Annotated in this window: 26 protein-coding genes; 11 read left to right on the top strand and 15 right to left on the bottom strand. The window is 69.1% G+C overall.

From position 1 onward, the window contains the following. Positions 1–10 precede the first annotated feature (10 nt). Genes QM809_RS19095 through QM809_RS19080 form a run of 4 tightly spaced genes read left to right on the top strand, consistent with a single transcriptional unit; the run spans position 11 to position 2,896 of the window. Positions 11–610, top strand: a complete 600-nt coding sequence (locus QM809_RS19095; RefSeq protein WP_415047427.1) for an FtsB family cell division protein — start codon at positions 11–13, stop codon at positions 608–610. Then, the gene (locus QM809_RS19090) at positions 611–1,123 is read left to right on the top strand and encodes a DUF501 domain-containing protein (RefSeq protein WP_415047426.1); all 513 of its coding nucleotides are present in this window, start codon (positions 611–613) and stop codon (positions 1,121–1,123) included. Next, positions 1,120–2,175 (top strand): exopolyphosphatase, encoded by a 1,056-nt coding sequence (locus QM809_RS19085; RefSeq protein WP_415047425.1) that lies wholly within the window; start codon positions 1,120–1,122, stop codon positions 2,173–2,175. Before QM809_RS19090 ends, QM809_RS19085 begins: the two co-directional genes overlap by 4 nt. A gap of 43 nt (positions 2,176–2,218) precedes the next feature. Further along, on the top strand, positions 2,219–2,896 hold the full coding sequence (locus tag QM809_RS19080) for a response regulator transcription factor (protein WP_415047424.1): 678 nt from the start codon (positions 2,219–2,221) through the stop codon (positions 2,894–2,896). Here the strand turns inward: QM809_RS19080 and QM809_RS19075 are convergent. The 6 genes from QM809_RS19075 to QM809_RS19050 all read right to left on the bottom strand — a co-directional run bounded on the left by QM809_RS19075 (position 2,869) and on the right by QM809_RS19050 (position 8,768). Further along, complete coding sequence (locus tag QM809_RS19075) at positions 2,869–4,275, bottom strand: ATP-binding protein (RefSeq protein ID WP_415047423.1); 1,407 nt, start codon at positions 4,273–4,275, stop codon at positions 2,869–2,871. The two genes, QM809_RS19080 and QM809_RS19075, sit on opposite strands and share 28 nt — an antisense overlap. After that, a complete protein-coding gene (locus tag QM809_RS19070) occupies positions 4,272–4,958 on the bottom strand; it encodes a metal-dependent transcriptional regulator (RefSeq protein ID WP_415047422.1) in 687 nt (228 codons plus the stop codon). The genes QM809_RS19075 and QM809_RS19070 overlap by 4 nt, the downstream gene beginning before the upstream one ends. Before the next feature lie 105 nt (positions 4,959–5,063). Continuing rightward, positions 5,064–5,723, bottom strand: coding sequence for a class I SAM-dependent methyltransferase (locus QM809_RS19065; protein WP_415047421.1), 660 nt, complete (start codon positions 5,721–5,723; stop codon positions 5,064–5,066). After that, positions 5,720–6,511, bottom strand: a complete 792-nt coding sequence (locus QM809_RS19060; RefSeq protein ID WP_415047420.1) for an ABC transporter ATP-binding protein — start codon at positions 6,509–6,511, stop codon at positions 5,720–5,722. Before QM809_RS19060 ends, QM809_RS19065 begins: the two co-directional genes overlap by 4 nt. Beyond that, on the bottom strand, positions 6,508–7,596 hold the full coding sequence (locus QM809_RS19055; protein WP_415047419.1) for a FecCD family ABC transporter permease: 1,089 nt from the start codon (positions 7,594–7,596) through the stop codon (positions 6,508–6,510). The genes QM809_RS19060 and QM809_RS19055 overlap by 4 nt, the downstream gene beginning before the upstream one ends. Further along, positions 7,593–8,768, bottom strand: coding sequence for an ABC transporter substrate-binding protein (locus QM809_RS19050; RefSeq protein WP_415047418.1), 1,176 nt, complete (start codon positions 8,766–8,768; stop codon positions 7,593–7,595). The genes QM809_RS19055 and QM809_RS19050 overlap by 4 nt, the downstream gene beginning before the upstream one ends. A gap of 142 nt (positions 8,769–8,910) precedes the next feature. Between QM809_RS19050 and QM809_RS19045 the strand changes: the two genes are divergently transcribed. From QM809_RS19045 to QM809_RS19035, 3 genes are read left to right on the top strand one after another with little or no spacing between them, the layout of a single operon-like run. Further along, on the top strand, positions 8,911–9,918 hold the full coding sequence (locus QM809_RS19045; RefSeq protein ID WP_415047417.1) for an extracellular solute-binding protein: 1,008 nt from the start codon (positions 8,911–8,913) through the stop codon (positions 9,916–9,918). Between the two features lie 11 nt (positions 9,919–9,929). Beyond that, positions 9,930–11,462 carry an ABC transporter permease gene (locus QM809_RS19040; protein ID WP_415047416.1) on the top strand — a complete coding sequence of 511 codons (1,533 nt, stop codon included), beginning with the start codon at positions 9,930–9,932 and terminating at the stop codon, positions 11,460–11,462. Next, positions 11,459–12,460, top strand: a complete 1,002-nt coding sequence (locus QM809_RS19035; RefSeq protein WP_415047415.1) for an ABC transporter ATP-binding protein — start codon at positions 11,459–11,461, stop codon at positions 12,458–12,460. The genes QM809_RS19040 and QM809_RS19035 overlap by 4 nt, the downstream gene beginning before the upstream one ends. Here QM809_RS19035 and QM809_RS19030 read toward each other — a convergent pair. From QM809_RS19030 to QM809_RS19000, 7 genes are all read right to left on the bottom strand, one after another. Beyond that, entirely contained in the window at positions 12,457–13,209 is a 753-nt protein-coding gene (locus QM809_RS19030; protein ID WP_415047414.1) for a metal-dependent transcriptional regulator, read from the bottom strand. The genes QM809_RS19035 and QM809_RS19030 overlap by 4 nt on opposite strands. Positions 13,210–13,362: 153 nt before the next feature. Further along, on the bottom strand, positions 13,363–13,896 hold the full coding sequence (locus QM809_RS19025; protein WP_415047413.1) for a DUF4395 domain-containing protein: 534 nt from the start codon (positions 13,894–13,896) through the stop codon (positions 13,363–13,365). Between the two features lie 273 nt (positions 13,897–14,169). Then, positions 14,170–15,519 carry a flavin-containing monooxygenase gene (locus tag QM809_RS19020; protein WP_415047412.1) on the bottom strand — a complete coding sequence of 450 codons (1,350 nt, stop codon included), beginning with the start codon at positions 15,517–15,519 and terminating at the stop codon, positions 14,170–14,172. Positions 15,520–15,704: 185 nt separating this feature from the next. After that, positions 15,705–17,531 (bottom strand): DNA helicase RecQ, encoded by a 1,827-nt coding sequence (gene recQ / locus QM809_RS19015; protein ID WP_415047411.1) that lies wholly within the window; start codon positions 17,529–17,531, stop codon positions 15,705–15,707. Next, positions 17,528–17,941 carry a hypothetical protein gene (locus QM809_RS19010; RefSeq protein WP_415047410.1) on the bottom strand — a complete coding sequence of 138 codons (414 nt, stop codon included), beginning with the start codon at positions 17,939–17,941 and terminating at the stop codon, positions 17,528–17,530. The genes recQ and QM809_RS19010 overlap by 4 nt, the downstream gene beginning before the upstream one ends. Before the next feature lie 82 nt (positions 17,942–18,023). Further along, complete coding sequence (locus QM809_RS19005) at positions 18,024–19,211, bottom strand: fatty acid desaturase family protein (RefSeq protein WP_415047409.1); 1,188 nt, start codon at positions 19,209–19,211, stop codon at positions 18,024–18,026. Positions 19,212–19,274: 63 nt separating this feature from the next. Further along, positions 19,275–20,366, bottom strand: coding sequence for a ferredoxin reductase (locus QM809_RS19000; RefSeq protein ID WP_415047408.1), 1,092 nt, complete (start codon positions 20,364–20,366; stop codon positions 19,275–19,277). A gap of 240 nt (positions 20,367–20,606) precedes the next feature. On the opposite strand from QM809_RS19000, the gene QM809_RS18995 reads away from it, so the two are divergent. From QM809_RS18995 to QM809_RS18980, 4 genes are all read left to right on the top strand, one after another. Further along, positions 20,607–21,203 (top strand): TetR family transcriptional regulator, encoded by a 597-nt coding sequence (locus tag QM809_RS18995; protein WP_415047459.1) that lies wholly within the window; start codon positions 20,607–20,609, stop codon positions 21,201–21,203. Next, positions 21,200–22,711, top strand: coding sequence for a protein kinase domain-containing protein (locus QM809_RS18990; RefSeq protein WP_415047407.1), 1,512 nt, complete (start codon positions 21,200–21,202; stop codon positions 22,709–22,711). The genes QM809_RS18995 and QM809_RS18990 overlap by 4 nt, the downstream gene beginning before the upstream one ends. A 44-nt stretch (positions 22,712–22,755) precedes the next feature. Next, complete coding sequence (locus QM809_RS18985) at positions 22,756–24,423, top strand: serine/threonine-protein kinase (RefSeq protein ID WP_415047406.1); 1,668 nt, start codon at positions 22,756–22,758, stop codon at positions 24,421–24,423. A gap of 120 nt (positions 24,424–24,543) precedes the next feature. After that, the gene (locus tag QM809_RS18980) at positions 24,544–25,299 is read left to right on the top strand and encodes an N-acetylmuramoyl-L-alanine amidase (RefSeq protein ID WP_415047405.1); all 756 of its coding nucleotides are present in this window, start codon (positions 24,544–24,546) and stop codon (positions 25,297–25,299) included. 49 nt (positions 25,300–25,348) lie between these two features. Here QM809_RS18980 and QM809_RS18975 read toward each other — a convergent pair whose 3' ends face one another. Together QM809_RS18975 and QM809_RS18970 are read right to left on the bottom strand one after the other, a co-directional pair. Continuing rightward, positions 25,349–25,909 (bottom strand): hypothetical protein, encoded by a 561-nt coding sequence (locus tag QM809_RS18975; protein ID WP_415047404.1) that lies wholly within the window; start codon positions 25,907–25,909, stop codon positions 25,349–25,351. A 79-nt stretch (positions 25,910–25,988) separates the two neighbouring features. Beyond that, positions 25,989–26,621, bottom strand: coding sequence for a hypothetical protein (locus tag QM809_RS18970; protein WP_415047403.1), 633 nt, complete (start codon positions 26,619–26,621; stop codon positions 25,989–25,991). Positions 26,622–26,629 lie beyond the last annotated feature (8 nt).

The following is a 26,629-nucleotide window of genomic DNA, read 5'->3' as shown; positions in this document are numbered from 1 at the left end:
AGCTAGCAGCATGGTGAAGAACGAGTCCGGGCGAGGCGGCCGGGGAAGGGCCACGGGGCGTCCGCGCACCCCCGGGACCTCCCGTCCCGCACCCCGCCGACCCCGGGCCCGTTCCGCCGCCGATGCCGCGGAGCCGGTCGCGTCGTCGCTCGACACGTGCGACGACGCGGCCCCGGACTCGACGATGCGGCTGCCGTCGGCGGCGTCGTTCCGGATGCCCGCGGTGTTCGAGCGCATCGCCTCGGTCAACGCCCGCCGCGCGATCGGGCTGCTCGCGGTGCTGGTGCTGCTGGCGTTGACGCTGGCGGTGCCGACCCGCACGTACCTCGCGCAGCGCGCCGAGTTCAACCGATTGGAAGCGGAGAACGCCCAGCTGGCGCAGGAGGTCGACGAGCTCCAGAAGCGCGTCACCGAACAGAACGACCCCGCCTGGATCGAGCAGGAGGCGCGCAGTCGCCTCCAGTTCCGGATGCCCGGCGAGAAGGTCGTCGTGCTGCAGTTCCCGGCCAAGGAGCGCCGGCAGGCAGAAGAGAAGGCGGCCCGCGAATACGCCGCCAACCCCTGGTATTCGAATCTGTGGGATGCGGTGTCCACACCGCCGGAGAAATAAGTGAGCATCAGCCGAGCCGAACTCGACATCGTCGCCGCCCAGTTGGGCCGGGAGCCGCGGGGGGTGCTGGAGATCAGTTACACCACGCCCGACGGGCTGCCCGCCGTCGTCAAGACCGCGCCGCGCCTGCCCGACGGCACCCCGTTCCCCACGCTCTACTACCTCACCGACCCGAGGCTGACCAGCGCGTGCAGCCGGTTGGAGTCCGGGGGCGTGATGCGGGCGATGACGGCACGCCTGCACGACGACGCCGAGCTCGCCGCCGGCTACCGCGTCGCGCACGAGAGCTACCTGGCCGAGCGCGACGCCCTGGAGTCGCTCGGCACCGACTTCACCGGCGGCGGCATGCCCGACCGCGTCAAATGCCTGCACGTGCTGGTGGCGCACTCCCTGGCCAAGGGCCCCGGGCTGAACCCGCTGGGCGACGAGGCCGTCGCACTCCTGGCCGACGACGAGGGCCTGCGCGGCAGCGCGATCCCGGCGGACTGGCCCACCTTCACGGACCCCGCATGACCCGCGTCGGCGCCGTCGACTGCGGCACCAACTCGATCCGCCTGCTGATCGCCGACGACGACGGTCGCGGCGGCCTCACCGAGATCCGGCGCGACATGGTGATCGTGCGGCTCGGTCAGGGCGTGGACGCCACCGGGCGGCTCGCGCCGGAGGCCGTCGAACGGACCCGGGCGGCGTTGGCCGACTACGTCGAGTCGATGGGCGAGCACGGGGTGGAACGGGTCCGGATGGTCGCCACCTCGGCCACCCGCGATGCGAGCAACCGCGACGAGTTCTTCGCGATGACCGCCGATCTGCTGGGGCGGGTGGTGCCCGGCGCCGTCGCCGAGGTGATCAGCGGCGACGAGGAGGCGCGCCTCTCGTTCCGGGGCGCGGTGGGCGATCTGATCTCGACTCCGCTCGATCAGCGAGGGGTTCCGCTCGATCGGCGAGGGGCTTCGCTCGATCGGCGAGGGGCTTCGCTCGATCGGCGGGAGACTCTCGATCGGGGAGAGACTTCTCGCTGGTCGAGCGAAGTCGAGACCACCTTCCTCGTCACCGATCTCGGCGGCGGCAGCACCGAACTGGTGACGAGTGAGGCCGCGTTCTCCGCGGACATCGGGTGCGTCCGCCTCACCGAGCACGCGTTGCACTCCGATCCGCCGACGGCCGCCGAGATCGCCGCCGCCGAGGCCTTCGTCGCCGAACGTCTGGCGCCGGCCTTCGCCGCGGTGCCGGTCGAACGGGCCCGCACTTGGGTGGGCGTCGCCGGCACGCTGACCACGCTGGCCGCGCTGCACCTGGGCCTGACCGAGTACGACTCGGCGCGGATCCACCTCTCGCGCATCCCGCTGGCCGACCTCGAGCGCGTCTGCCGCGACCTGATCGCCATGCCGTGCGCGCAGCGCGCCGAACTCGGGCCCATGCACCCCGGCCGCGTCGACGTGATCGGCGGGGGAGCGCTGGTGACCCTCGCGCTGGCCGCCGAGTTCGCGCGGCGCGCGGGCATCGACGAGCTCGTCGTCTCCGAGACCGACATCCTCGACGGCATCGCGCTGGGGCTGCTGGATTGAGCCCGGTCGCTGGAGGGAGTCCGATCCGGGCGGTGGTGCCGCGATGAGGATCCTGCTCGCGGACGACGACGACAAGGTCGCCGAGACGGTCCGCCGGATCCTGGCCTCGGAGGGCTGGGTCGTGGAGGTGGTGCCCGACGGCGTCGCGGCGCTCGAGCGGGCCATGAACCGCCCGTACGACATCATCATCCTGGACATCATGATGCCGAAGCGCAACGGCTACGAGGTGGTCCGCGATCTGCGCCGCGCCGGGGTGTGGACGCCGGTGCTGATGTTGACGGCGAAGGACGGCGAGTACGACCAGGCCGATGCCTTCGACTTCGGCGCCGACGACTACCTGACCAAGCCGTTCTCGTTCGTGGTGCTGCTCGCGCGGCTGCGCGCGCTGGCGCGCCGTGCCGCGCCGATCCGGCCCGCGGTGCTCACCGCGGGCGATCTCACCCTCGACCCGGCGGCGCACATCGCGCGCCGCGGCGACACCGAACTCGAGCTGACCCCGCGGGAGTTCGCGGTGCTCGAATACCTGATGCGGAACAAGGGCGTCGCCCTCACGCGCGCGGCGATCGTCCACGCGGTGTGGGAGGCCGACTTCTCCGGCTCGGACAAGATCGTCGAGGTGTACATCAGTTACCTGCGGCAACGGGTGGACGCGCCGTTCGGCCGCCGCGCGATCGAGACCGTGCGCGGGGTGGGCTACCGGCTCGACGCCGACGGGGGATAGCCGCCGTCGAGGGGGAGGGTGAACGCGATCGTCGTGCCCTGCTCGACGTGCCGCAGGCCGACCCGGCCGTGGTGCGCCTGGGCGATCTCGGCGACGATGGCCAGGCCCAGCCCGGAGCCGCCCGCCCGGCGGACGCGGGCGTCGTCGAGCCGCACGAAGCGTTCGAAGACCCGCTCCCTGTCCTCGCAGGGGATCCCGGGGCCGTCGTCGATCACCAGGACGGTCACCTCGCGGGCGTGGTCGTCGACGGACATGGTCAGCGCGATCGCCGACTCCGCGTGCGTCATCGCGTTGTCGCCGAGGTTCCGGAAGGCCCGGGTGAGCTGCGCGTGGTCGCCGACCACCCGGGCGGCGACGATGTCGGCGCCCACCCGGAGACCGGACGTCTGCCGCAGCCGGGTCACCTCGCTGCCGATGATGTCGTCGAGGTCGATGGCCACGTCGTTCTTGGGGACGCCGTGTTCGTCGGCGCGGGCGAGGAACAGCAGATCCGAGATCAGGCGTTTGAGCTGGAGCGACTCGGGGAGAAGCAGGGACGAGACGGTGGCCGCGTCGATGCCGGAGTCGCTGCTCGCCGCGAACTCGACGATGCCGAGGATGGAGGTGAGCGGACTGTTCAGCTCGTGCGAGGCGTCGTTGACGAACCTCGACTGCTGCAGCCGGGCGTTCTCCAGCCGGGTGAGCATCTCGTTCATCGTGGTGGCCAGCGCGGCGATCTCGTCGTCGGCCTCGGGGACCGGGAGCCTGCGGGACAGGTCGCCTCCGGTGATCTCCGCCGCGTGGGCCCGGATGTCCTCGACGGACTGCAGTGCGCGGCCGGCGAAATGGTAGGTGAGCCAGCCCATCGCGATCACCACGAAGGGGAAGATCAGGCAGCAGAGGACCACGACGATGATGACCGTCTGGTCGATCGGGCGGGCGCTGAACGCGACCAGCACGGTCAGGTCGCCGTCGCGGGGCGTCGACGTGCCGATCACCGTCGAACGGTAGTGGTCGTCGAACCGGTCGTCGCTGACGTTGACGTGGTCGAGTTCGCCCGGCGGGACGGGCGGGGCGAGGGGCTCGTCGTGCTCGATGGCCGAGGCGCGCAGGACCTCGCTGTCGGCGTCGACGATCTGCACGACGTCGACGTCGCCCGCGGGCATCAGCATGGTGCCGGTGACGGACTTGAGTCCGCCCTTGGCGAGGGTGGCCGCGATGTGCTCAGCCCGCGCGGTGCCCGCGCTGTCGGCGGCGTTGGTCAGCAGATGGTTCAGCGCCACGGCCATGCTGACCCCCGCGATCGCGAGCGCCACCGCCACCAGCAGCGACGAGACCAGCGTCAACTGCACTCGGACGGTACGGACCCGGCGCTGCGCCGGTATGCCGTCCGGCGTCATCCGTTCTGGGGCACGTCGATCTTCACCACGTGAGCCAGCGTCACGGGGATGTCGTACCGAGTCAAGCCCAGCAGCTGGAAGCAGTCGGTGCCGATGCGCACCGTGATGTGCGCGCCGGGCACGATCCCGGCCCCCACCAGCGAGGCGGCGAGCGCGGGATCGTCCTGGGCGTCTTCGGAGATCGAGCGCACCGTCCCGGACACGGTGGTCCCGGGGCGGCCGATCTGCAGGAGCGAGGACGGCTCCGGCCGCGGATCGCAGGTGAGACCGAACTCGTCCAGGCCCGGCACCGGGTTGCCCCACGGCGACTGCCGCGGGTCGTCGAGCACGTCGATGATCGCCCGCTCGGTGTCGGCGTCGATCATGCCGCCCCAGGTGATCGCCTGCGCGTGGGCCTGCTGGGCGGGCATCTTCAGCACGTCGGTCATCAGGCGTTCGGCGAGGCGATGGCGCCGGACCACGACGACGGCCTCCCGCGCCCCGGTCTCGGTCAGTTCGAGGTACTGGTCGCGGCCGAACCGCAGCAGTCCGCTGTCGGCCATCCGGTTGACCGTCTGGGTGACGGTCGGGCTGGCGAGGCCGAGGCGCTCGCGGATCCGGGCGCGGCGGACCGGGATCCGATCTTCCTGGAGGTTGTAGATGATTCTCAAGAAAGAACCGGTGGTCGGTGTCACCTGTGTCATGAAACCGTGGCCATCAGTCGGATCCGCCCCTGCATGGACACCATCTTCGCCGAGCCCCACCGGTCCGGCATAACCGGCTTAAGCCCTGGTTAAGCAACATCGGCGCTACGTCCACGCGTGCAGGGCGTAGCGGTCGCCCGACTGCGGTGCGAGCCACAGATCGGCCGACGTCAGGGGTTCGACCTCGACGTGCGTGAAGCCGTTCGCCAGGGCCAGTTCGCCCACCTCGCGGGCCGGCCGGCCGCCGTACATGGGTAGCCGGTCGCGGACCGGGAGGTGGTAGTCGGCCTCGGTGAGGCCCGCCCAGACGCCCTCGACCAGCACCGCGCGCCCACCGGTCCGCAGCACCCGGGCCCACTCGCGCAGCGCCTTCGCCGGATCCGGGAGGGTCCAGATCAGGTGGCGGGCGGTGAGCAGGTCGAAGCACTGATCGGGGAACTCCAGCTCTTCGGCGTCACCGCGCTGGAACACCGTGTCGAGCCCGGCCTTCGCCGCCTTCTCGCGGGCCAGGGCGAGCATTGTCTCGGCCAGGTCGACGCCGACGGTGCGGTGCCCGAGGGCGGCCAGCTGCAGCGCGAAGAAACCGGTGCCGCAGCCGACGTCCAGGGTGTCGGTCGGCGTCCGGCCCACCCAGGTCCGGATCAGCGACGACCACGCCGCCCGCTGGGCGTCCGAGTGCAGTCCGTGCGTCGGCCCCTCGTCGAACCGGACCGCGCGGGCGTCCCAGTGCGCCTCGATGAAGGCCTTCACGTCGTTCTCCGTCATGCGACGGCCTCCGGCGCGGGCAGGTGCTCCAGCGGAACGACGAGGGGGATCCCCTCGTCGTCGAGCACCCGGACGTGCACGCGGTACACGGTGCGCAGCATCTCCGCGGTGAGCACTTCGGTCGGGGTGCCCGCCGCGGTCACCGACCCGTGGTGCAGCACCAGGATCCGCGACGCGAACCGGGCCGCGAGGTTGAGATCGTGGATGGCGATCAGCACCGACATGTTCCGTTCCCGCGCCAGCTCCCGGACCAGGGTGAGCAGTTCGAGCTGGTGGTGCAGGTCCAGCGCGCTGGTCGGCTCGTCGAGCAGCAGGACCTCCGGCTCGGTCACCAGGGCCTGGGCGACGGCCACCAGCTGGCGCTGGCCACCGGAGAGCTCGCCCAGGTTCCGGTCGGCGAGCCCGGTGAGCCCGAGGCGGTCGACGATCGATCCGACCGCGGCGAGATCGTCGTCGTGCAGCCGCCAGCCCGGCCGCGTCTGCCGGTGGGCCACGAGCACCGCCTCGAAGACGGTGAGCGCGGCCGCGCCGGGCAGGTCCTGGGGCAGGTAGCTCACCGTCCGGGTGCGTTCGCGCGGGGGGATCGCCGAGATCGGCCTGCCGCCGATCGCCACCGTCCCGGTGCCGCTGTGCAGACCGGCCAGGCAGCGCAGGAACGTGGACTTGCCCGCCGCGTTCGGCCCGATGAGCGCGGTCAGCTCGCCCGGCCGGTCCTCGTCGACGTCGATCCCGCGCAGCACCTCGCGCGAACGATACGAGAAGCGCAGATCCTCGGTGAAGATTCTCATGACCACATCCTCTGCCGACGGAAGAAGATGATTCCCATGAAGAACGGGACGCCGATCAGCGCGGTGATGATGCCGACCGGGATCACCACGCCGGGGATGATGAGCTTGCTGACGATCGAGGTGATCGACAGCAGCAGGGCCCCGCAGATCGCCGCGCCGGGCAGCAGATAGCGCTGGTCCTCGCCGAGGAGCATGCGGGCGACGTGCGGACCGACCAGGCCGACGAAGCCGATGGTGCCGACGAAGGCCACGGCGGTGGCGGCGAGCACGGAGACCGCCAGCAGCACCGACAGGCGCAGCCGTCTGACGTTGACGCCCAGGCTGGCGGCCCGGTCGTCGCCCATGCGCAGCGCGGTGAGCTTCCACGCCACCCGGGCGCACAGCGGCATCACCGTCACCAGGACCACCAGCACCATCAGCACCCGCGGCCAGTCGGATTTGGTCATGCTGCCCATGGTCCAGAACACGATCTGCTGGAGCTGCTGCTCGTTGGCGCCGAACTGCAGGAGCGCGAGCAGGGCGCTGAACAGGAAGACCAGCGCGATGCCGAGCAGGATCATGGTCTCCGAGGTGGCGCCGCGGATCAGGCTCAGCCCCTGGATCACCAGGCACGCGAGGATCGCGAAGAACCAGGCGTTGGCGGCGGTGATGAACAGGCCGCTGACGGCGATCACGCTGGTCCCGAACACGATCGCGGTGGCCGCGCCGAAGCCGGCCGCCGCCGCGATGCCCAGGGTGAAGGGTTCGGCGAGCGGGTTGTTCAGGATGGTCTGCATCGCGGCGCCGGACACGGCCAGCGCGGCGCCGACCACCACCGCCATGATCGCCATCGGCATGCGGATGTCCCACACGATCGCGTGCGCCACCACGTCGGCGTCCGCCGGATCGAAGACGGTCGACACCGTCTCGCCGAGGCCGAGCCGGGACGGTCCCAGCGCCACGTCGAGGAGGACGGACACCACGAGCGCCGCCGTCAGACCGACGAGGATCGTGAGCTTGCGGACCGTCATCCCGCGGTAGACCCGGGCGGCGGCGAGACCGGGGGCGACGTCCTTCGCCGTCCCGGGGGCGGCGGTGGCCGTCACGACTGGGTCCAGAACGTGCCGCTGTACTCCACCGGCAGGAACTTCTCGTGCAGCTCACGGAAGTTCTGCGTCGGATCGACGTCGCCGAAGGCCTCCGGATGCTGCCACTTGGCGATCTGCTGGGCGGCCAGGAAGTTGTACGGCGAGGTGTAGAACTGGTGCCACAGCGCGTGCGTGCGGCCCTGCTTCACCGCGGCCAGATCGCCCCAGCCCGGCTCGTGCATCAGCGCGTCGGTCTGCTTGCGGGCCTGGGCGGGATCGGCTTCGTAGCCGAGGTTCACGTACGAGACGTCTTCGCGCTTCTTGTCCTGGTTCCGCCAGTCCGAGCCGGTGACGATGATGATGTCGGGGTTGCTGGCGAAGACCTGTTCCTCGGCGACGCTGCCCTTGGCGCCCGGCATGATCTCGGTTCCCAGGTTCTCGCCGCCGGCGAACTTCACGATCGAGCCGAGGTTGGCATCGCCCCAGGTGCTGCAGCAGTCCGAGAGGCCCGCGCCGGTGTACAGGAAGGTCTTCGGCCGGGTGCTCGTCTTCGCGACGCGATCGGTGATGGTCTTCATCTGCGCGTCGTAGAACTCGGTGAACGCGGCGGCCTGCGCCTCGCGGCCCGTGATCTTGCCGAGCAGTTCGATGCCGGGGACGGTGCTCTTGAGCGGTTCGTCACGGAAGTCGACGACGACGGTCGGGATGCCGACCTTCTCCAGCGTCGCGACGGCGCCGATCTCCTGGGCGCCCTTGTAGTTGTCCTTGGTCATGATCACGACGTCGGGCCGCAGGTCGATCACCTTCTCCTGGGAGACGGTGCCCTGGGTGAACGAGCCGATCTCCGGGATCCGATCGATCTCGGGGAACTTCGCCTCGTACTTGTCGAAGGTGGCCTGGTCGGTCTTCTTGAGGTCGTCGGGCCAGCCGACGACGCCGGAGATCGGGTCCTCCTTGTCGAGGAGCGCCGTCAGGTACAGGAGCCGCCCCTCACCCAGGACCATCCGCTCGACCGGCGCCTTCAACGTCACCTGTCGACCGGCGATGTCGGTGACGGTGACGGATCCGGCTGCGGCGCCGTCCCCGGTGTCGGTCGACGAGCCGCAACCGCTCAGGACCAGGGCGGCGATCAGCCCGAACACGGCGAACACGAGAACCTGATGTTTAGGCGAGCCTTGCTTGAATTTCATGCGGCGAACGGTAACGACAGACGCGGTGTTCCCGGAAGGGGCGAAGCTTAAGGTTGGCTTAGGCGATGCTCGCCTCACTCGCCGTGCGCTGCGTAGCGTCTGATTTGCACAGTTCTGTGCGATATCAGCGAAGGGAAAGCGCATGAAGCGATCAAGGCGGCTCCTGGCGGTCGGGGCGGCGATGGTGACGGCCGTCGGCGTGCTCGCCGGTTGCGGCTCGGGCGACGACGGCGGGGCGGTGACCCTGTACTCCGGGCGGTCGGAGGAACTGGTCGGGCCGCTCGTCTCGCGTCTGGACTCCGACGGGATCGAGCTGAACGTCTCGTACGACCGCAAGGCGAATCAGATCCTGGAAGAAGGCGAGGCATTGCCGGCCGACGTCTTCTTCGCGCAGGACGCCGGGGAACTCGGACGACTCGCCGACGCCGGACTCCTGGAGACCCTGCCCACCGACATCACCGAGGTGGTCGACGCCAAGTACCGGCCCAGCGACAACGACTGGGCTCCGGTCACCGCACGTGCGCGCGTGCTGGCCTTCGATCCGGGCAAGATGTCCGCGGCCGACCTGCCCGCCGGGATCGACGGACTGCTGGATCCGCGGTTCAAGGGGCAGATCGGGTATGCGCCGACCAACGCGTCGTTCAAGTCGTTCGTCACGGGGCTGCGGGTGATCCGCGGTGACGACGGCGCCCGCGACTGGCTGACGAAGTTCCTCGCGAACGAACCGAAGACCTTCGAGAAGAACGGCCAGATCCTGGATGCGGTGAACAGCGGTACCGTCGCGACCGGCCTGATCAACCACTACTACTGGGCGGCCGCGGTCGCCGAGAAGGGCGAGGCGGGGGTGCCCGCGCGCCTGCACTTCTTCACCGACGATCCGGGCGGCCTGGTGAACGTCGCCGGCGTCGCGGTGCTCAAGAGCGCCGAGGACAAGGAGGCCGCGTTCGACGTGGTCCGGGCCCTGCTGAACGACGATTCGCAGCGCTACTTCGCCTCCGAGACCGGGGAGTACCCGATCGCCGTCGACGTGCCGCTCGACGTTCCGGGTCTGCCGCGACTGAACGAGCTCTCGCCGCCGGCGATCGACCTGGACGAGCTCGCCGATCTCGACGGCACCGAGAAACTGCTCACGGAAGTGGGGGCGCTGTAGCCCCTCTCCGGGTGAGTGCGGCCGGGCTGTCGAAGACCGCGCTCACCACGGTGGTCGCCGCGATCTGTCTGCTGATCGCGGTGCCGCTGAGCTATCTGGTGATCCGGGTGTTCGAGGCCGACGACGCCGGACACCTGTTCTGGCGGGCGCGGACCGTCCGACTCGCACTGCACACGGTGGCGCTCGCCGGGGTGGTGACCTCGGTGTCTCTGGTGCTGGGGGTCGGACTGGCGGTGGCCGCGGTGCGCCTGGTCGGGGGCCGCCCGCTGATGGTCGGCCTGCTGGCGGCGCCGCTCGCGGTGCCGTCGTACGTCGCAGGTTTCGCCTGGACCAGGCTGTTTCCCGGATTCGAGGGGTTCTGGGCGGCGGTGTTGGTGCTCGGTGCCGCCTGCTATCCGCTGGTGCTGCTCCCGGTCGCGGCGTCGCTCTCGGCGTCGGGGCGCGCGTGGGAGGACGCGGCGCGCAGCCTGGGACGGGGTCCGTGGAACGTCTTCGCGACGGTCACGCTGCGGCGCGTGCGACCGGCCGCGGCCGGCGGTGCGCTGCTCGTGGCGCTCTACGCGCTCGGCGATTTCGGCGGACCGGCGTCGGTCCGGTTCGACTCGTTCACCGTCGGGATCTACAACGCCTACCACGGGTCCTTCGACCGGACGCTGCCCGCCGTGTACAGCGTCGCGCTGATCGCCGCGGCGCTGGTGCTGGCCGGAGCCGAGCGCCGGCTCCGGCGGCACGACGTCGCGCCGATCACCGCGACCGAGCGCGCCCCGGTGCGACGTCATCGCCTGCCGGTGCGGGCGGCGGCGTGGACGGCGATGACCGGTGTGCTCGTCGTGGGGATCGTGATCCCGGTGGCGGCGCTGATCGGCGAGATCGGGCGGTCCCGGCGGCTGGCGGCGCGATCGGTGCGGCAGATCGTGGAATGGCTGTGGCCCGATGTGACGGCGACGGTCGGGTACGCCCTCGTCGGCGCCGCGGCGGTGACCCTGCCGGCGATCGCGTCGGCGTTGTTCACCGCGCGCCCACGTCGTCGAGGGGCCGGGACGGCCGAAGCGATCTCGTATCTGGGGTACGCGTTGCCGGGGGTGACCGTCGGCCTGGCGTTCGTCTTCGTCGGGATCCGGCTCGGACGCGACTTCTATCTGACGCCCGGCCTGCTGATCGCCTGCTACGCGGTGCTGTTCCTGCCGTTGGCCGTCGGACCGATCCGCGCGGGTTTCGACGCCACCTCCGGCGGGGTGAACGAGGTCTCCCGGACGCTCGGCGCCGGACCGTGGGAGACGCTGCTGCGCGTCCGTCTCCCGCTGGTGGCGCCGGGGATCGCGGCGGGCGCCCTGCTGGCGGGACTCACCATCGCCAAGGAACTGCCCGCCACCCTGCTGTTGCGGCCGATCGGCACGCAGACGCTGGCCACACACATGTGGAGTCTCTCCAACGACCTGGCGACCGGCGAGGCCGCGGTGCTCGGTCTGGTGCTGATCGCGGTGACCGCGCTCCCCACCGCGATGCTCTCGGCCTTCCTGTTCGCGAAAGGCGGCACCCGGTGACCGAGACCCCGACGCCCGAGACCCCGACACCCGAACCGCTCCTGGCCCTGGACTCGGTGACCGTGCGGTACGGCCGCACCGTCGCCCTGCACGAGGCCTGTCTGGACCTGCCCGCCGGATCGCTCACCGCGGTGCTCGGCCCGTCGGGCTGCGGTAAGACGACGCTGCTCCGGGCCGTCGCGGGACTCGAACCGATCGTCGCCGGCACCGTCCGGATCGCCGGCCGGACGGTGGCCGGTCCGGGATGCGACGTCCCGGCCGAGCGCCGCGGGGTGGGGCTCGTGCCGCAGGACGGCGCCCTGTTCCCGCACCTGACCGTGCGCGGGAACATCGGCTACGGGCTGCGTCGGCGCGACGGTCGGGCGGCGCGGATCGACGAGATGCTCGACCTGGTGGACCTTCGGGCCGTGGCCGAACGCCGTCCCGCGGAACTGTCCGGCGGGCAGCGGCAGCGGGTGGCGCTGGCCCGGGCGTTGGCGCCGTCGCCGTCGTTGATCGGGCTGGACGAGCCCTTCTCCGCACTCGACGCCGGTCTGCGGTCGGCGCTGCGCGCCGAGGTGGCGGCGCTGCTGCGCATCACCGGGACCACCGCGCTGCTGGTGACCCACGATCCGGTCGAGGCGCTGGCGACGGCCGACCGCGTGGTGGTGCTGCTCGACGGGCGGATCCGGCAGATCGGCGCTCCCGAGGCGGTGTACCGGCGGCCCGTCGACGCCCGGGTGGGCGAACTGTTCGGCGAACTCAACCGGATCGGCGGCGGCGAGTCGAAGCGATTCGCCCGCCCGCACGAACTCGTTCTGGCCCGGGCCGGAACCCCGGGCGCGCTGGTCACCGGGGTGGTCCGCGCCGTCGAGTTCCGCGGTGCGCATCGCCTGGTCACGGTGGTGCCGGGCGCGGGACACGAGGAGGTGCTCGTCGCCGCACCCGGCGACGGCCCGGCACCGGAGCCGGGGACGCGCGTCGCCGTGCTCGCCGAGCCCCGCGGACGAACCGGTTAAGGACGGACGACGTCGACGCGCACCCGGTGGGCGTTCTTCACCGGGAGGTCGTACCGGCCCAGGCCGCGCAGCTCGAACCGGTCCTTGCCGACGGTGATCTTGATCTGGGCGCCGGGGACGATGCCGGCGCCGACCAGGGCCGTGATCGCCTGCTCGTCGTCCTGCGCGTCTTCGGAGAGGGAGCGGACCAGGGCGTCGAAGGTGCTTCCGGGCGGGCCCAGCTGGTACAGCAGATCCGGCTCCACGAACGTCGGCTCCGGGCCGCCGACCGATTCCAGACCGGGGATCGGGTTGCCCCAGGGGGAGGTGGTCGGGTCGTCGAGCGAGGCGACGATGGCGCGTTCGGTCTCCTCGCCGATCATCTGGCCCCAGCGCGTCGCCTCACCGTGCGCCTGCAGCGGGGGGAGGGAGAGGATGTCGGTGAGGAGCCGTTCGGCCAGCCGATGACGGCGGACGGCGATCACCGCGACCTGCAGGCCGCGGTCGGTGAAGGTGAGGTACTGCTCGTGCCGCACCTCGAGCAGTCCGGTGTCGATCATGCGGGTGACGGCCTGGGTCACGGTGGGGCCGGACAGCTTCAGCCGCTCGCGGATCCGAGCGCGCCGGATCGGGACGTGGTCCTCGTACAGGTTGTAGACGGTGCGCAGGAACGCACTCGTGGTCGGCGAGATGCCGGCGAGCGGGTCCGTCCGCGGTGCCGTCGGCGGATCCGTGGTGTCACCGGCGCCGACCGGTGTGGGTGCGGTCATGGTCCATCCCCCTGAGCTCGCTGTCCGAACCGGGTGGGCTGTGACGATACGTCGGTGGTTCGAACTCGATTCTCAGGATAGCGCGGTGAATTCGCTGGTCATGGACTCAGGCAACCCTTCGTCCGTTCGGGGGACGGCTCGGCCGGGGACGACTCAGGAGCCGCGGTGGCAGGTCTGGCAGGCCGACGCCGGAACCACCCCGGCACGCTGGAGGAATCCGAACATCACGCACCCGAGGCAGAAGCCGAAGACGCACTCCAGGAACGCCGCCGCGATCAGCGCCCCGGTGACGATCTGGGCGGCCGTGCCGAGGCCGGCGAGGGAGAGACCCAGCGCGACGGCGGAGAACACCAGACCGACGGCCTGGGCGAAGCGCTTCGGCGGCCCGGGAACCGATCTGGTCCGCTTGACGACGGTCGGCACGATCACGTGCACCGCGAGCCGGCCGAAGGGGGAGTAGCGCGGCCCGCCGGCCACCCGCAGGGCGAATCCGACGGCGAGCAGCGCGTACAGCCACCACTGGTTCACCGCGATCGCGGCCGCCGCCAGGACGATCACCAGTCCGGCGGTGGTGCGGGCGGCGTACTCGTTGACCGGGTCGGGGAACGCCAGCGCGGCCCGCCATCGGCTCTTCGGTGTGTCGTCGACGACGATCGAGTCGTCCACCTGCGTGAACAGGTCGGTCATGCTGCCTCCAGATTCTCCGAACGCCTCACGGTACTGCGTGCGGAGAACCCGGAGCAGGGTTGTGCGCGCGATGATTCGAACGCGAGTGGGCTTCGACACGGGCGCTCACCGCGTTCGCCGCCCGGCTCAGCCGTCGGAGAGAGAACAGCTGAGTCGGACCGGCCTCCCGGGCTCTCCGGCCAGACCGCCCGGCTCAGCCGCCGGAGAGAAACGGCTTCGTCCGCCGGCTGAGCCGGGCGACGAAGGAGCCCGTGTCGAAGCCCCCGCCGAGAACTACTCGGCGTCGCCGTCGCCCAGGTAGCGCTCCAGGCTGTCGTCGAGCTCGGCCAGCCACGCCGTGTGGTGCTTGACGCTCTCGGTCCCGGTCATCACCGACGTGTACGTGTAGTCGCGGTAGCCCATGATGTCGCCGGCCTTGTCGCGCTTCCACTGCTGGAAGATCTCCACCACGCCGTCGACGTCGAACGCGGGGTAGTCGGTCAGGTCGATCAGGTCCCGGACGTAGTCGCCCTGGAAGCGGATCTCCGCCGAGGCGTTCGGGATGGCGGCGAACCGTTCCCGCCACTGCGCGATCGACTCGGCGCGCTCGGCGGCGTCGGGCATCGGCGTGCGGCCGAGGATGAGGTCGCGGGCGAACCAGGCCTGGGCGTCGAACATGTTGAAGGTGAACCACTGGTCCTGCGCACCGATGTAGTACAGCTTCGGGTTGTCCTGCCAGACGATGCCCTTGTACAGCCCGTCCGGGTACACGTTGTTCGGGGAGTTCAGCGCGAGTACCTCCGGCAGGAACGGGTACTTGTGCAGGTAGCCGGTGCAGAGGATCACCGCGTCGACCCGCTTCTCGGTGCCGTCGGCGAAGTGGGCGACGTCGCCCTCGAAACGTTCGACGGCGGGGCGCTCGGTGAAGCCCTCGGGCCAGTCGTAGCCCATCGGCGACGTCCGGTAGGAGGCGGTCACCGAGGCGGCGCCCATCTTGTAGGCCTGGCTGCCGATGTCCTCGGCGGAGTAGCTGGACCCGATCACCAGCACGTGCTTGTCGCGCAGGCCCTCGGCGCCGCGGAAGTCGTGCGCGTGCATCACCGGACCGTGGAAGGTCTCGATACCCGGCACCTCGGGGAAGTTCGGGTACGAGAAGTGGCCGCTGGCCACCACCACGTGGTCGAAGTCCTCGGTCACGTCCTCACCGGTGGCCAGATGCTGGCTGGTCACCGAGAAGCGGCCGGTCTCGTCGTCGTACTCGACCCAGCGGACGGCGGTCTCGAAGCGGATGTCCTCGCGGACGTCGCTCTTGGCGACGCGGCCGGCGATGTAGTCCCACAGCGCCGGGCGGGGCGGGTACGACGACGTCGGGCGCCCGAAGTGCTCGTCGAACGAGTAGTCGGCGAACTCCAGGCCCTCCTTGGGGCCGTTGGACCAGAGGTTGCGGTACATGCTCGAGTGGACCGGCTCGCCGTACTGGTCCAGGCCGGTGCGCCAGCTGTAGTTCCACTGGCCGCCCCAGTCGGACTGCTTCTCGAAGCACACCAGCTCGGGCACCTCGGTGCCGGCCCGGCGGGCTGCTTCGAAGGCCCGGAGCATCGCCAGTCCGCTGGGACCGGCTCCGATGATCGCTACTCGTGACATGGGGTAGACCTCTTGTTCCGTATTCATATAGGTGGGGTGCGTCCGCACGGAGGGGCGGGGGTCGACGGCGCGGTGAAGATCGCGTGCGTGCCACCCGGTGCCCGTGCGCCGGTACCTTAAAGGCGGATCGAGTTTACCCGTGCGTAAAATAAGTCCGTTTCGACGGGTCCGTGGTGCCCGTCACCTCAGAGCGAGTCGAAGTCGGCGATCACGTCGATCACGGCCTCGCCGTACTTGGCGGCCTTGGCCTCGCCGACCCCCGACACGGTGAGGAGTTCGTCGACGTTCGTCGGCCGGACCTGGGCGATCGCCTCGAGGGTCTTGTTGCTGAACACGGTGTACGCGGGGGCGTCGGCCTCCTGGGCGACGGCGTAGCGCCACGTGCGGAGCGCCTCGAACAGCAGCCCCTCCTCGCCGGACAGCTCGGTGGCGACCCGCTTGGACCGGCCGCCGGACGCGCGCACCCGCTTGGCCTCCTCGCGGAAGCTCACCGTCACCCTCCCGGAGAGCACGTCGCGGGCGGCGGCGGTCAGCGTGAGCACGCCGTACTCGCCCTGGGGCGCCAGGTGGCCCTGCGCGATCAGCTGCCGGACCACGCTCTTCCAGCCGTTCGCGTCGAGCTCGGTCCCGATCCCGTAGGTCGACAACCGGTCGTGCCCGAACTGGGCGATCCGCGCATTCTCCTTGCCGAGCAGGATGTCGGTCAGGTGGCCGGCGCCGTAGCGCTGCCCGTCGAACTCGCGGTCGAGCCGCCACACCGTGGACAGCACCTTCTGCGCGGCGACGGTCCCGTCCCAGGTCGCGGGCGGATTTAGGCAGGTGTCGCAGTTGCCGCAGGGGGCGATCTCCTGGCCGAAGTAGCGCAGCAGCTGCACCCGTCGGCAGTCGGCGGTCTCGCAGAGGGCGAGCATGGCGTCGAGCAGTCGGCTCTGCGCCATCTTGTGCGTCTGGTCGCCGTCGGACATGTCGATCATCCGGCGCTGCTGCACCACGTCGGCGAGCCCGTACGCCATCCACGCCACCGACGGCAGGCCGTCCCGGCCGGCGCGACCGGTCTCCTGGTAGTAGCCCTCGACGCTCTTGGGCAGATCCACGTGCGCCACGAAGCGCACGTCCGGTTTGTCGATCCCCATGCCGAAAGCGATGGTCGCGACCACCACCACGCCGTCCTCGCGGAGGAACCGTCGCAGCGTCCGCTCGCGCGTCCGGGAGTCCATGCCCGCGTGGTACGGCATGGCGTCGATCCCGTTCCGGCTCAGGAACGCGGCGATGTTCTCGACGCTCTTGCGGCTCAGGGCGTAGACGATCCCGGTGAGCGGGACGTCGCCGTCGAACCCCTCGGTGCGGATGAAGCTGAGCAGCTGCTGCTGCAGGCGGTCCTTGGCCTCGATCCGGTAGCTGATGTTGGGCCGGTCGAAACTGGCGACGAAGTGCCGGGCGTTCTGCAGGTGCAGGCGCTCGGTGATCTCCTGGTGGGTCAGATCGGTCGCGGTCGCGGTGAGCGCGATCCGCGGGACGTCCGGCCAGAGTTCGGCGAGTTCGCCCAGGGCCAGATAGTCGGGCCGGAAGTCGTGACCCCACTGCGAGACGCAGTGGGCCTCGTCGATGGCGAGCAGCGCGATGGTGCCGCGGGAGAGGAAGTCGCGGGTCCACTGGCGGCTGAGCCCCTCGGGGGCGATGTAGATCAGGTCGAGCTCGCCGGCCAGGTACGCGCGCTGCACCTCGGCGCGCTCCTGCGGATCCTGCGTCGAGTTGAGGTAGGCCGCGTTCACCCCGAGTTGCCGGAGCGCGCCCACCTGGTCGGCCATCAGCGCGATCAGCGGCGACACCACGATCGCGCACCCGTCCCGGACCAGCGCCGGGATCTGATAGCAGAGGCTCTTGCCGCCGCCGGTGGGCATCAGGACCACCGCGTCGCCGCCGCCGATCACCTGCTCGACGATCTGTTCCTGATCGCCGCGGAACGACTCGTAGCCGAAGACGGTCCGCAGCGTGTCGAGCGCGGCGGTCATGCCTCCCGCTCGACGACCGGCGCGGCCTCCAGCTGAGGTTCGACGGGGGCGGCCGCCAACTGCGGCTCGGCCGGGTCGGCGAGGGCGGGTTCGGTCGGGACGGGTTCGGCCGGGACGGCGGGGCTCTCCGGGGCCGGCGCGTCGACGGACTCCGCGGTCACCGGCTCCGGCGCGGGCTCGTCGTCGTACGTCGGGGCCTCGGCCTCGATCCGCTCCTCGGTCCGCTCGGCCAGCTTCGCGGCCTTGGCGGCCTCGCGCATCTCCAGACCGTCGGTCACGATGTCACCGATCTCGCGGGTCACGTCGGCGACGGCGTCGGTGATGATCGAGGCGATCGACCCGACCCCGCGCGCGGTGTTCTCCACCACGTCCTGGATCAGGTCCTTGTTGCGTTCCAGTCTGCCGACCACGACGACTCCTTCGTTGCGTTGCGGATACGACGATACCGAGACGGCCGCGCCCGTGCGCGACCGTCTCGGTGGTGGGGCGGTGTCAGGCGACCTTCTCCGAGCGGGTGGCCTTGGCGGCGTCGCCGGCCCGCTCGATGTTCAGCACCACGTTGTTGTCGTCGGAGGTGAACGAGTTGGGCAGCGACAGCTTGGCGATCTTGCTCCAGGTGGAGGCGAGCTGGTGGCTCAGCGAACCGGTGTTGTACGGCAGGCCGTACTTCTCGCAGAGCGCACGGACCTCCTCGGCCATCTCCGGGTAGCGGTTGGCGGGCACGTCCGGGAACAGGTGGTGCTCGATCTGGTGGCTCAGGTTGCCGCTCATGATGTGGAACAGTTCGCCGCCGTCGATGTTGGCGCTGCCGAGCATCTGGCGCAGGTACCACTCGCCCTTGGTCTCGTTCTCGGTCTCCTCCTTGGTGAAGGTCTGCGTGCCGGTGGGGAAGTGGCCGCAGAAGATGATCGAGTACGCCCAGACGTTGCGGATCAGGTTGGCGCCGGCGTTGCCGATCAGGGTGGTGGCGAAGAACGGGCCGCTCAGCAGCGGGTAGAGGACGTAGTCCTTCAGGACCTGCTTGCCGGCCTTGCGCCACTGGCCGCTCACCAGGCCCTTGATGTCCTTCCAGCCGCGCTTGCGCTGGACGATCTGCTCCACCTCGAGGTCGTGGACCATGACGCCCCACTCGAACAGCACCATCAGCGCGAACGCGTAACCCAGGTTGCCCAGGTAGTAGGGGTTCCACTTCTGGTCGCGGGCCATGCGCAGGATGCCGTAGCCGATGTCGCGGTCCTCGTCGAGGACGTTGGTGAAGGTGTGGTGCATGTAGTTGTGGCTGTGCTTCCACTGGTCGCCCGGGCACACGTTGTCCCAGTCGAACTCGCGCGAGTTGTAGGTGTCCTCGCGCATCCAGTCGTACTGGCCGTGCATCACGTTGTGGCCGATCTCCATGTTGTCGAGGATCTTCGACGCGCCGAGCGCGCCGACCCCGGCCAGCCACAGCGGCGGGATGAACGGGACGTACATCAGGGCGCGGCCGACGAACTCCAGCTTCCGCTGCGCCTCGATGATCCCGTAGATGTAGTCGCGATCGGACTGGCCGAGGTCGGCGACGATGCGGGCGCGCAGGTCGTCGAGCTCCTTGCCGATCTGCTCCACCTGCTCGGCGGTCAGGTTGACCTCGATGGTCTTGGAGTCGTCGTCGGACTTGAAGTAGTCGGTGATGTTGATGGCCATGATCGTGGACCTCCTGGGCGGTGCGGTGGCTGGGGAAGAAGAGTGTGCGGGGGGGGGGGCGGTTCAGAGTTCGATGTCGACGTCGCCGACCGGGGCGCTGACGCAGATCTGGATCGGCTGGTCGGCTTCGGAGTCGAGTTCGCCGGTGAGGATGTTGCGCGTGCAGCCGGACTTGCGGACCTTGGTGCACGAGAAGCAGATCCCCATGCGGCAGCCGTATTCGGGGTTCAGCCCGGTGGCCTCGGCCTGCTCCAGGATGGTGCGGCCGTCGTTCTCGCTGGCGGTGTCCGACTCGGTGTAGGTGAGGGTGCCGGTGATGGGCTGGTTCGGATCGATCACCGGGGCGGTGTCGACGGTGAACGCCTCGCTGTGCAGGCGGTCGCCGAGGCCGCGGGCGTCCATGTGCTCGCGGACCTGCGTCATCAACGACGACGGGCCGCACAGGAACACCTGTGCACCGTCGGCGTCGGCGAGGCCGTCGAGGTGCTCGGGTGCGAAGCGTCCGCCGTCGAAGCGTTCTCCGTCGGCGGTGCGCGTGAAGTGCAGTCGTACGTCCACGTTGCCGATCGCCCGGGCGGTGGCCTCCAGCTCGGCGAGGTAGGGGACGTCGTCCGCGGAACGGGCGTAGTGCACGAGTGTCACCGGCTTGTGGTGTCCTTCGGCGACCAGCGTGCGCAGCATTGAGATGACAGGTGTAATCCCGCTGCCGCCGCTCACCAGGACGGTGTGCTCGGGGCGCTGCGCCGGAAGCGTGAACGCGCCTGCGGCGGTGCCCAGCCCCAGGACGTCGCCCGCCCGCACGTTCTCCCGCAGGTGCTTGGAGATGAAGCCGTCGTCGTGCGCGGTGACGGTCAGCTCGATGGTCCGCGCGTCCTGCTCGGCGTTGGCCGGCGAGAAGAAGCGGCGGTGGCGAACACCGTCGACGACCGTGCTGACCTCGACATACTGTCCGGCGACGTGGCCCTTCCACTGCCGGGTCGGGGCGAGGGTGAGGGTGACGGTCCGATCGGTCCGCCGCTCGTGCCGGACGACCTTGGCGCGGGTCTCGCGCCAGGTGAGCATCGGGCTCACGAACTCCAGGTAGCGGTCGACGGGGTAGGGGGTGGCGGTGGCTTCGACGAGGTTCTCGAGAAGTCCGGCGAGTCGGTGAGCCATGATCGCTCCTTGGGGGCTGTGCTGAATTTGAGTGAACGGCTGTACACAAACAACGATGACACATGGGCGATGAACTGTGCAACGGTTTCCGCTGTGTCGGCCATCACCGCCTAGACTGAGCGGGTGGCTGCAACGACCGATTCCGCTGGTGGCGCGCGCCGTCGACCGCGGCGTGGCAAGGCCGACGGCGATGCCGGCGGTTCCCGTGCGGAGAAGAAGGAGCAGACGCGGCAGGCGCTTCTGGACACCACCATCGACTTGGTGGACGACCGTTCATTCGGAAGCCTGTCGCTGCGCGAGGTGGCGCGCGGGGCGGGGATCGTCCCGACCGCGTTCTACCGGCACTTCGCCTCGATGGAGGATCTCGGCGTCACGCTGGTGGAGGACTCCATGCGGGTGCTGCGGCGCGCCCTGCGTGAGGGGCGCCGCGACCTGGCCGGCCGCGGCATGCCGACCGCGCGCGAATCGCTGAACATCCTGCTGCGCCACGTGCACTCCGACGAGGCCAAGTTCCGCTTCCTCATCCGCGAGCAGCACGGCGGCGTCGCGGAGGTGCGGCGCGCGATCAGCACGGAACTGCGCCTGTTCTCCCGGGAACTGGCGATCGACCTGGCCCGTCTCCCGGCTCTCGCGAACTGGGAGACCGAGGACCTGGAGATCGTCGCGGACATGTTCGTGACCATCATGATGACGGCGGTGGCCGAGCTGCTGGACGGCGCCGGACGGCCCAGCATGGAGGAGGCGCTGGTGCGCCGCGCCGAGAAACAGCTCGTGCTGGTGATGCTCGGTATGGGTCAATGGAAGGGTTCGGGTCAATGGGAGGGTTCGGGGCGATGAACGAGAATCTGGTGGGGACCGTGTTCGGTCCGTACCGCATCGACGAGATGATCGGTCGGGGCGGCATGGGCGCGGTGTATCGCGCGTTCGACACGCAGCGTGACCGGGAGGTGGCGCTGAAACTGCTCGGCGGAACCACCGCCGACGACGGCACGTTCGCCGAACGGTTCCGCCGTGAGTGTCAGCTGGTGGCGAGGCTCGGGGAGCCGCACATCATCCCGATCCACGACTACGGCGAGATCGACGGCACCCTCTACCTGGACATGCGCCTGGTGGAGGGCGACAACCTGCGGCATGCGCTGCGCAGGCGGGGTGCCATGCCGGTGGAGGAGGCGGTCTCGGTGATCGAGCAGATCGGCGATGCGCTCGACGCGGCGCACAAGGCCGGGCTGGTGCACCGAGACGTGAAACCGGAGAACGTGCTCCTGACGCCGACCGGGTTCGCGTACCTGGTCGACTTCGGCATCGCCCAGGACGGCGCCGAATCCGGGCTCACCCGGGCGGGCACGGCGATCGGCTCCACCGCCTACATGGCCCCCGAACTCTTCGACAACGTGCCCGCCTCGGCGTCGTCGGACGTCTACGCGCTGTCGGCGGTGCTCTTCGAGCTGCTGACCGGCCGCACTCCGTACGCCGGCGACACCGTCACCTCGATCATCAAGGCGGCCGTGCTGAACGACGTCCCGTCGGCCAGCGCGGCGAACCCCGCTGTGCCGCAGGCGCTCGACTCGGTGCTGGCCATCGGGCTGGCGAAGGATCCGGCGGGGCGGTTCACCTCGGCGGCGCAGCTGGGGGCGGCGGCCCGGGCGGCGCTGACCGGCGAGGCTCCGACGTCGTTCGTCCCCGCGTCGCGGCCGACCGTGGTCCACCCGACCACGGCGGTCCCGAACCTGCAGCAGGGCACCGGGCCGCAGCCCGCCACCGCGCCGCAGCCGGAACGGTACAGCGGACCGGTGGATCCGGCGGCGTACGCGGGGACGCAGTACGCGCAGGTCCCGCCGCAGGTGTCCGGGCCGATGGTCGTGCATCCGTCGGGCCCGGTGGGCATGCAGTACAGCGGCCCCGTCGGGTACACGCAGCCCCACCCTCCGCCGGAACGTGCGAGCCGTTCGAACATCGTCTTGCTCTTCGCGATCGGAATCTTGATCGCAGTACTCATCGCGTTGGGCGCCTACTATCTCGTGTATCGAGGACCGGCCGACAGTCTCATGGCCTCCGCGCAGTCGTCGACGACGACCATCACCAGCACCATCGAACCGACTCGAGCGGCGCCCCCGTCGTGGTCGACTCCTTGCAATGAGGACGTCGGTGTCGGCAGTCCGGTGACGACGTGTGGTTTCGCGATAAACGTCCGGTCTGCTTATCTGGCGGGAGGTCGGAAAGGTGATGCTCGGACAGTGGTCGCGTCCAGTCCGGCGACCGGTCTCAACTACACGATGTCCTGTGCTCCCGAATCCGGGATCATCGTGTGCCGTGGCGGTGACAACGCTGTGGTACACGTCTACTGATTCGCCGACGTGTGAATCCGTCGACAACGGGAATGGGGAGAGACATGTCGAGTGACTCGCAGGGCGGGCTGGTCGGTTCCGACTTCGGTTGGTACCGGATCAATGCGTTGATCGGGCGGGGCGGTATGGGTGACGTCTACCGTGCGTACGACAGGAAGCGCGATCGCGAGGTGGCGCTCAAGGTGCTCGCGATGCGAGGAGGCGACGACGGCACGTTCGCCGAGCGTTTCCGGCGCGAGTGCCAGGTCGTGGCGCGGCTCGGTGAGCCGCATGTGATCCCGATCCACGACTACGGTGACATCGACGGCACCCTCTTCCTCGACATGCGACTGGTCGAGGGGGCGACATTGCGTGATCTGCTGAAGCAGCAGGGCGCTCTCGACCCCTACCTCGCGATCGACATCGCGGGACAGGTGGCATCGGCGCTCGGTGCCGCGCATCGTGCGGGGATCGTTCACCGTGACATCAAGCCGGAGAACATCCTCGTCACCGAGGAGAACTTCGCCTATCTCGTGGACTTCGGCATCGCGGTGGCCGGCGACGCGGCTGCTGCGGATCGATTGACGAGAACCGGTACGGCGGTCGGATCGACGGCGTACATGGCGCCGGAGCAGTTCGAAGGCACTGGGATCTCCCCGGCGACGGACATCTACTCGTTGACGACGGTGCTGTACGAGCTGCTCGTGGGGCGCCCGGCGCATCGCGGTACCTCGATCAGCGAGATTCTCAAATCCGTCCTGATCGGTTCGGTACCACCGGCCAGCAGCGTGCGTCCGGGGCTTCCTCCGGCACTCGACGCGGTGCTCGCCCGTGGCATGGAACAGCAGGCCGGCGATCGGTACGGTACGGCCGCCGAGATGGTGACCGCTGCTCGTGAGGCGATGCGATTCGGAACTGGGAACGACGGTGCGATGCCGCCGGTGCTCGGACCGACGACAGCTATGCCCTCGGCTCGGCAAACAGACTTGGTGCCGCTTGAGAAGAACCCGCCTCACGGGAGCTCTGGTCCGCAGACGGCCACCTCGTATGCGGCCACTGCGATCGGTTCGGGTGGTCATGCGACCATCGATCAGCGGCCCTCTTCACCCTCGATTCCGTCGGGTCCGGTATCGGTCCCGGCGTATTCAGGACCTGTGGGAGTCCCGGCGTCTTCGGGTCCGATGGTGGTTCCAGTCCAGGTTTATCCGGCGCCGCCACAGCGATCGACGGTTCCTCTGCTCATCCTTACCGTTTTCATCGTGGTCGGCGCTATCGCGGCGATCGTCATCATGCTTGTCGCGAACGACGACGACGTGAAAAATTCTGCGGCAGACTCGTCGTCGCAGGCGGAGCCTCAGTCGGCCGATACGCAGACGACGACGCTCACTCAGTCACAGACTCAGGCCGCAGTTACCCAGGCGCCGACAAATTTTCGGACTCCGCCAGGAAACTATGGCGCGGGGCTCACGATATTCAAGACCTGTGATGCGGGTTCAGCGGTCGCGGTGTTCACCGGATACAGCACGACGTCGTGCGGATTCGCGACCAATATCGCCTCGCAGCTCGCCGGAGTAAACCCGAATTCCGGCCCGCGCAACATATCGGCCTTCAGTGCAGAATACGGTGATTCCCTGCCGATGTCGTGTGGTCGGATCAGTGACTCCAATCCGATCGACCTGTGGCGTTGCCAGGGCGGGTGGTCGGGTAACGCAGTGGTGTTCGTATACCCGTGATCGAATCGTCTAGGGGAAGGTCGAGTAATGCAGAGTAAAGCGACTAAGGCGGCGATCGTTGCGGCTGCTGTCGGGATGTTATCCGCGTGTGGGGCACCTCAGGGTTCAGGTGTCGCCACGGTGACCGTGTTCAAGACCGCCGGTGAAACGGTGGAATCCTCCTCGCCGACGAGCAAGGAGGTGCTGAGTGCATCGGTGAAACGGGACGGATGCAAGGCTCCGGTGGTCGCTATCGATCCGGGGCACAATCCGGTCGAGACCGCCGAGTTCGACCCAATCACCGGCGTCGCGATGCGCGATTACTCGAACGGGGCCGAAGACGAGGACACCATGCAGGTCTCGCTTCGGACCAAGCGGAGCCTGGAACGAGACGGCTATGAGGTCGTGCTGCTGAAGCGTTCGGTGAACGAGAACGTCACCTATCGTGAGAGAGTGACCAGAGCAGAGAAGGCCGGTGCCGACATCGGTGTGAGCGTTCACACCTACACGGACGATCACAGGGTGTTTCCGCAGCGGGTCGGGCTCTTCCGCGAAGGCGTCGGGGCGAATGGGAAGCACACTCGCGTCGAGTTCAAGAATGCGGCTACCGCTGCGAAGAGTCTGCAATACTCTACCGCGGTCGCGAAAGCGAGAACTCAGGTCGAGGGGCAGCCTGTTCTGGTAACCGATAACAGTTTCAACGGTCGAGCTCCACTGTGGCCGGGGAACATTCCGATGATCGCGTTGATCTCGGAGGATATTCCCTGGGTGTATAACGAATTCGGGGTGCCGGGCGCCGGTGGTTCGGTGCCGATCGGTGAAGCTGGTGTCAAGACCTATGCCGAGGGCTTAACGAAGGGGATCAAGGCGGCACTTCCCAACACATGTGGTAATTGAACGGTGCTCTGAGTTGCTGAATTGCGGGCAGTAATGATGTCTGGATCGACTACTTGACGACGGCGATCGTGGAATTTCGTCCGGTGCACTGGTAGAAGTAGCCCTGGTCGTAGCAACTCGTGTAAATCGTGGTTCCCGCGCCTCGACTGTAGATGCCGACTCCGCTGAATCCGCCGCCCCGGCGGGAGATCTCGCTTTGGACATCGCGTGCCCACTCGCATGTGGTTCCGGTGCGCTGGCGATACACAGAGGAGTCGCACGGATAGACGAAGCCGCCTGCCTGGAGTGCCGCTTGCGTATTGTTCGCCGGTGCGGGCGCGGGTGCGGCGGGCACGTTCGGGGCGACCGTCTGGACCTCGGTCTGGATCTTGGTCTCGCGGATCTCGGTGTGCACCACAGCGCCAGGAGTCTCTTGCGCGTTCGAGGGGGCGTCGTCGGTCCGGGTGACCAGGAACGTGACGACGATGGCGGTCACCGCGAGCGTGATGCAGATGATCGAGACCAGGAGCACCGTGGACGGGCCCCGGTGCGGCGGCTGCTGCACATACTGCGGAGCGGCGTCCGGTTGAATCGGCTGAGTCGGTAGATGGCCGTTGCCCCCATAAGACATGGGGGAACTATACCGGTCACACGCCGGTCGGGGAGAGCCGCCCGGTGGCGTCGCTCGTAGGTGTGACAGTCGGTGAGGACTACTTGACGACGGCGAACGTCGAGTTCCTGCCGGTGCATTGGTAGTAAGCGCCCTGGTCGTGGCAGCTCGTGTAGATCGTGGTCTTCGCGCCGTCGCTGTAGATTCCCACGTCGTTGAAGCCGCCGCCGCGACTGCGGATCTCGTCCTCGACCTTGCTCGCCCATTCGCAGGTGGTCTCCTCCTTCTGCTTGCGGACTGACGAGTTCGGGCACGCGAGGGTGAAGCCCTCGGCGGCCAGAACTGCTTCGAGGTCGTTCTGGGCAGGGGGATTCTGTGGTGTGGGCACGTTCGGGACGACAGTCTGTGTCTGCACCTCGGTCTGGGTCGTGGTCTCGCGGACCTCGGTGTGCACCACGGTGCCGGGTGTGTCCGACGCGTTGGAGGAGGCATCGTCGTCGGACCTGGTGAGCAGGAACGTGATGACGATCGCCGTCACCGCGAGCGTGATGCAGACGATCGAGACCATGAGGACGGTGGACGAGCCTTTGCCCGGCGGATGCTGCGTGAACTGCGGCGTACCGCCCGGCTGAGTCGGTTGTTGGCTGTTACCCCCGTAAGACATGGAAAGACCATACCGATCCAGTGACATTCGGGTCTCGTCGTGGTCGTGGGGCTCGACGGGGCCGGGCACACGCCCTA

This window comes from Gordonia sp. (in: high G+C Gram-positive bacteria) (assembly GCF_047600385.1).
Classification (GTDB): Bacteria; Actinomycetota; Actinomycetes; order Mycobacteriales; family Mycobacteriaceae; genus Gordonia.
Note: the sequence above shows the minus strand (reverse complement) of the source record. Positions and strands in the feature narration are given on the sequence as shown.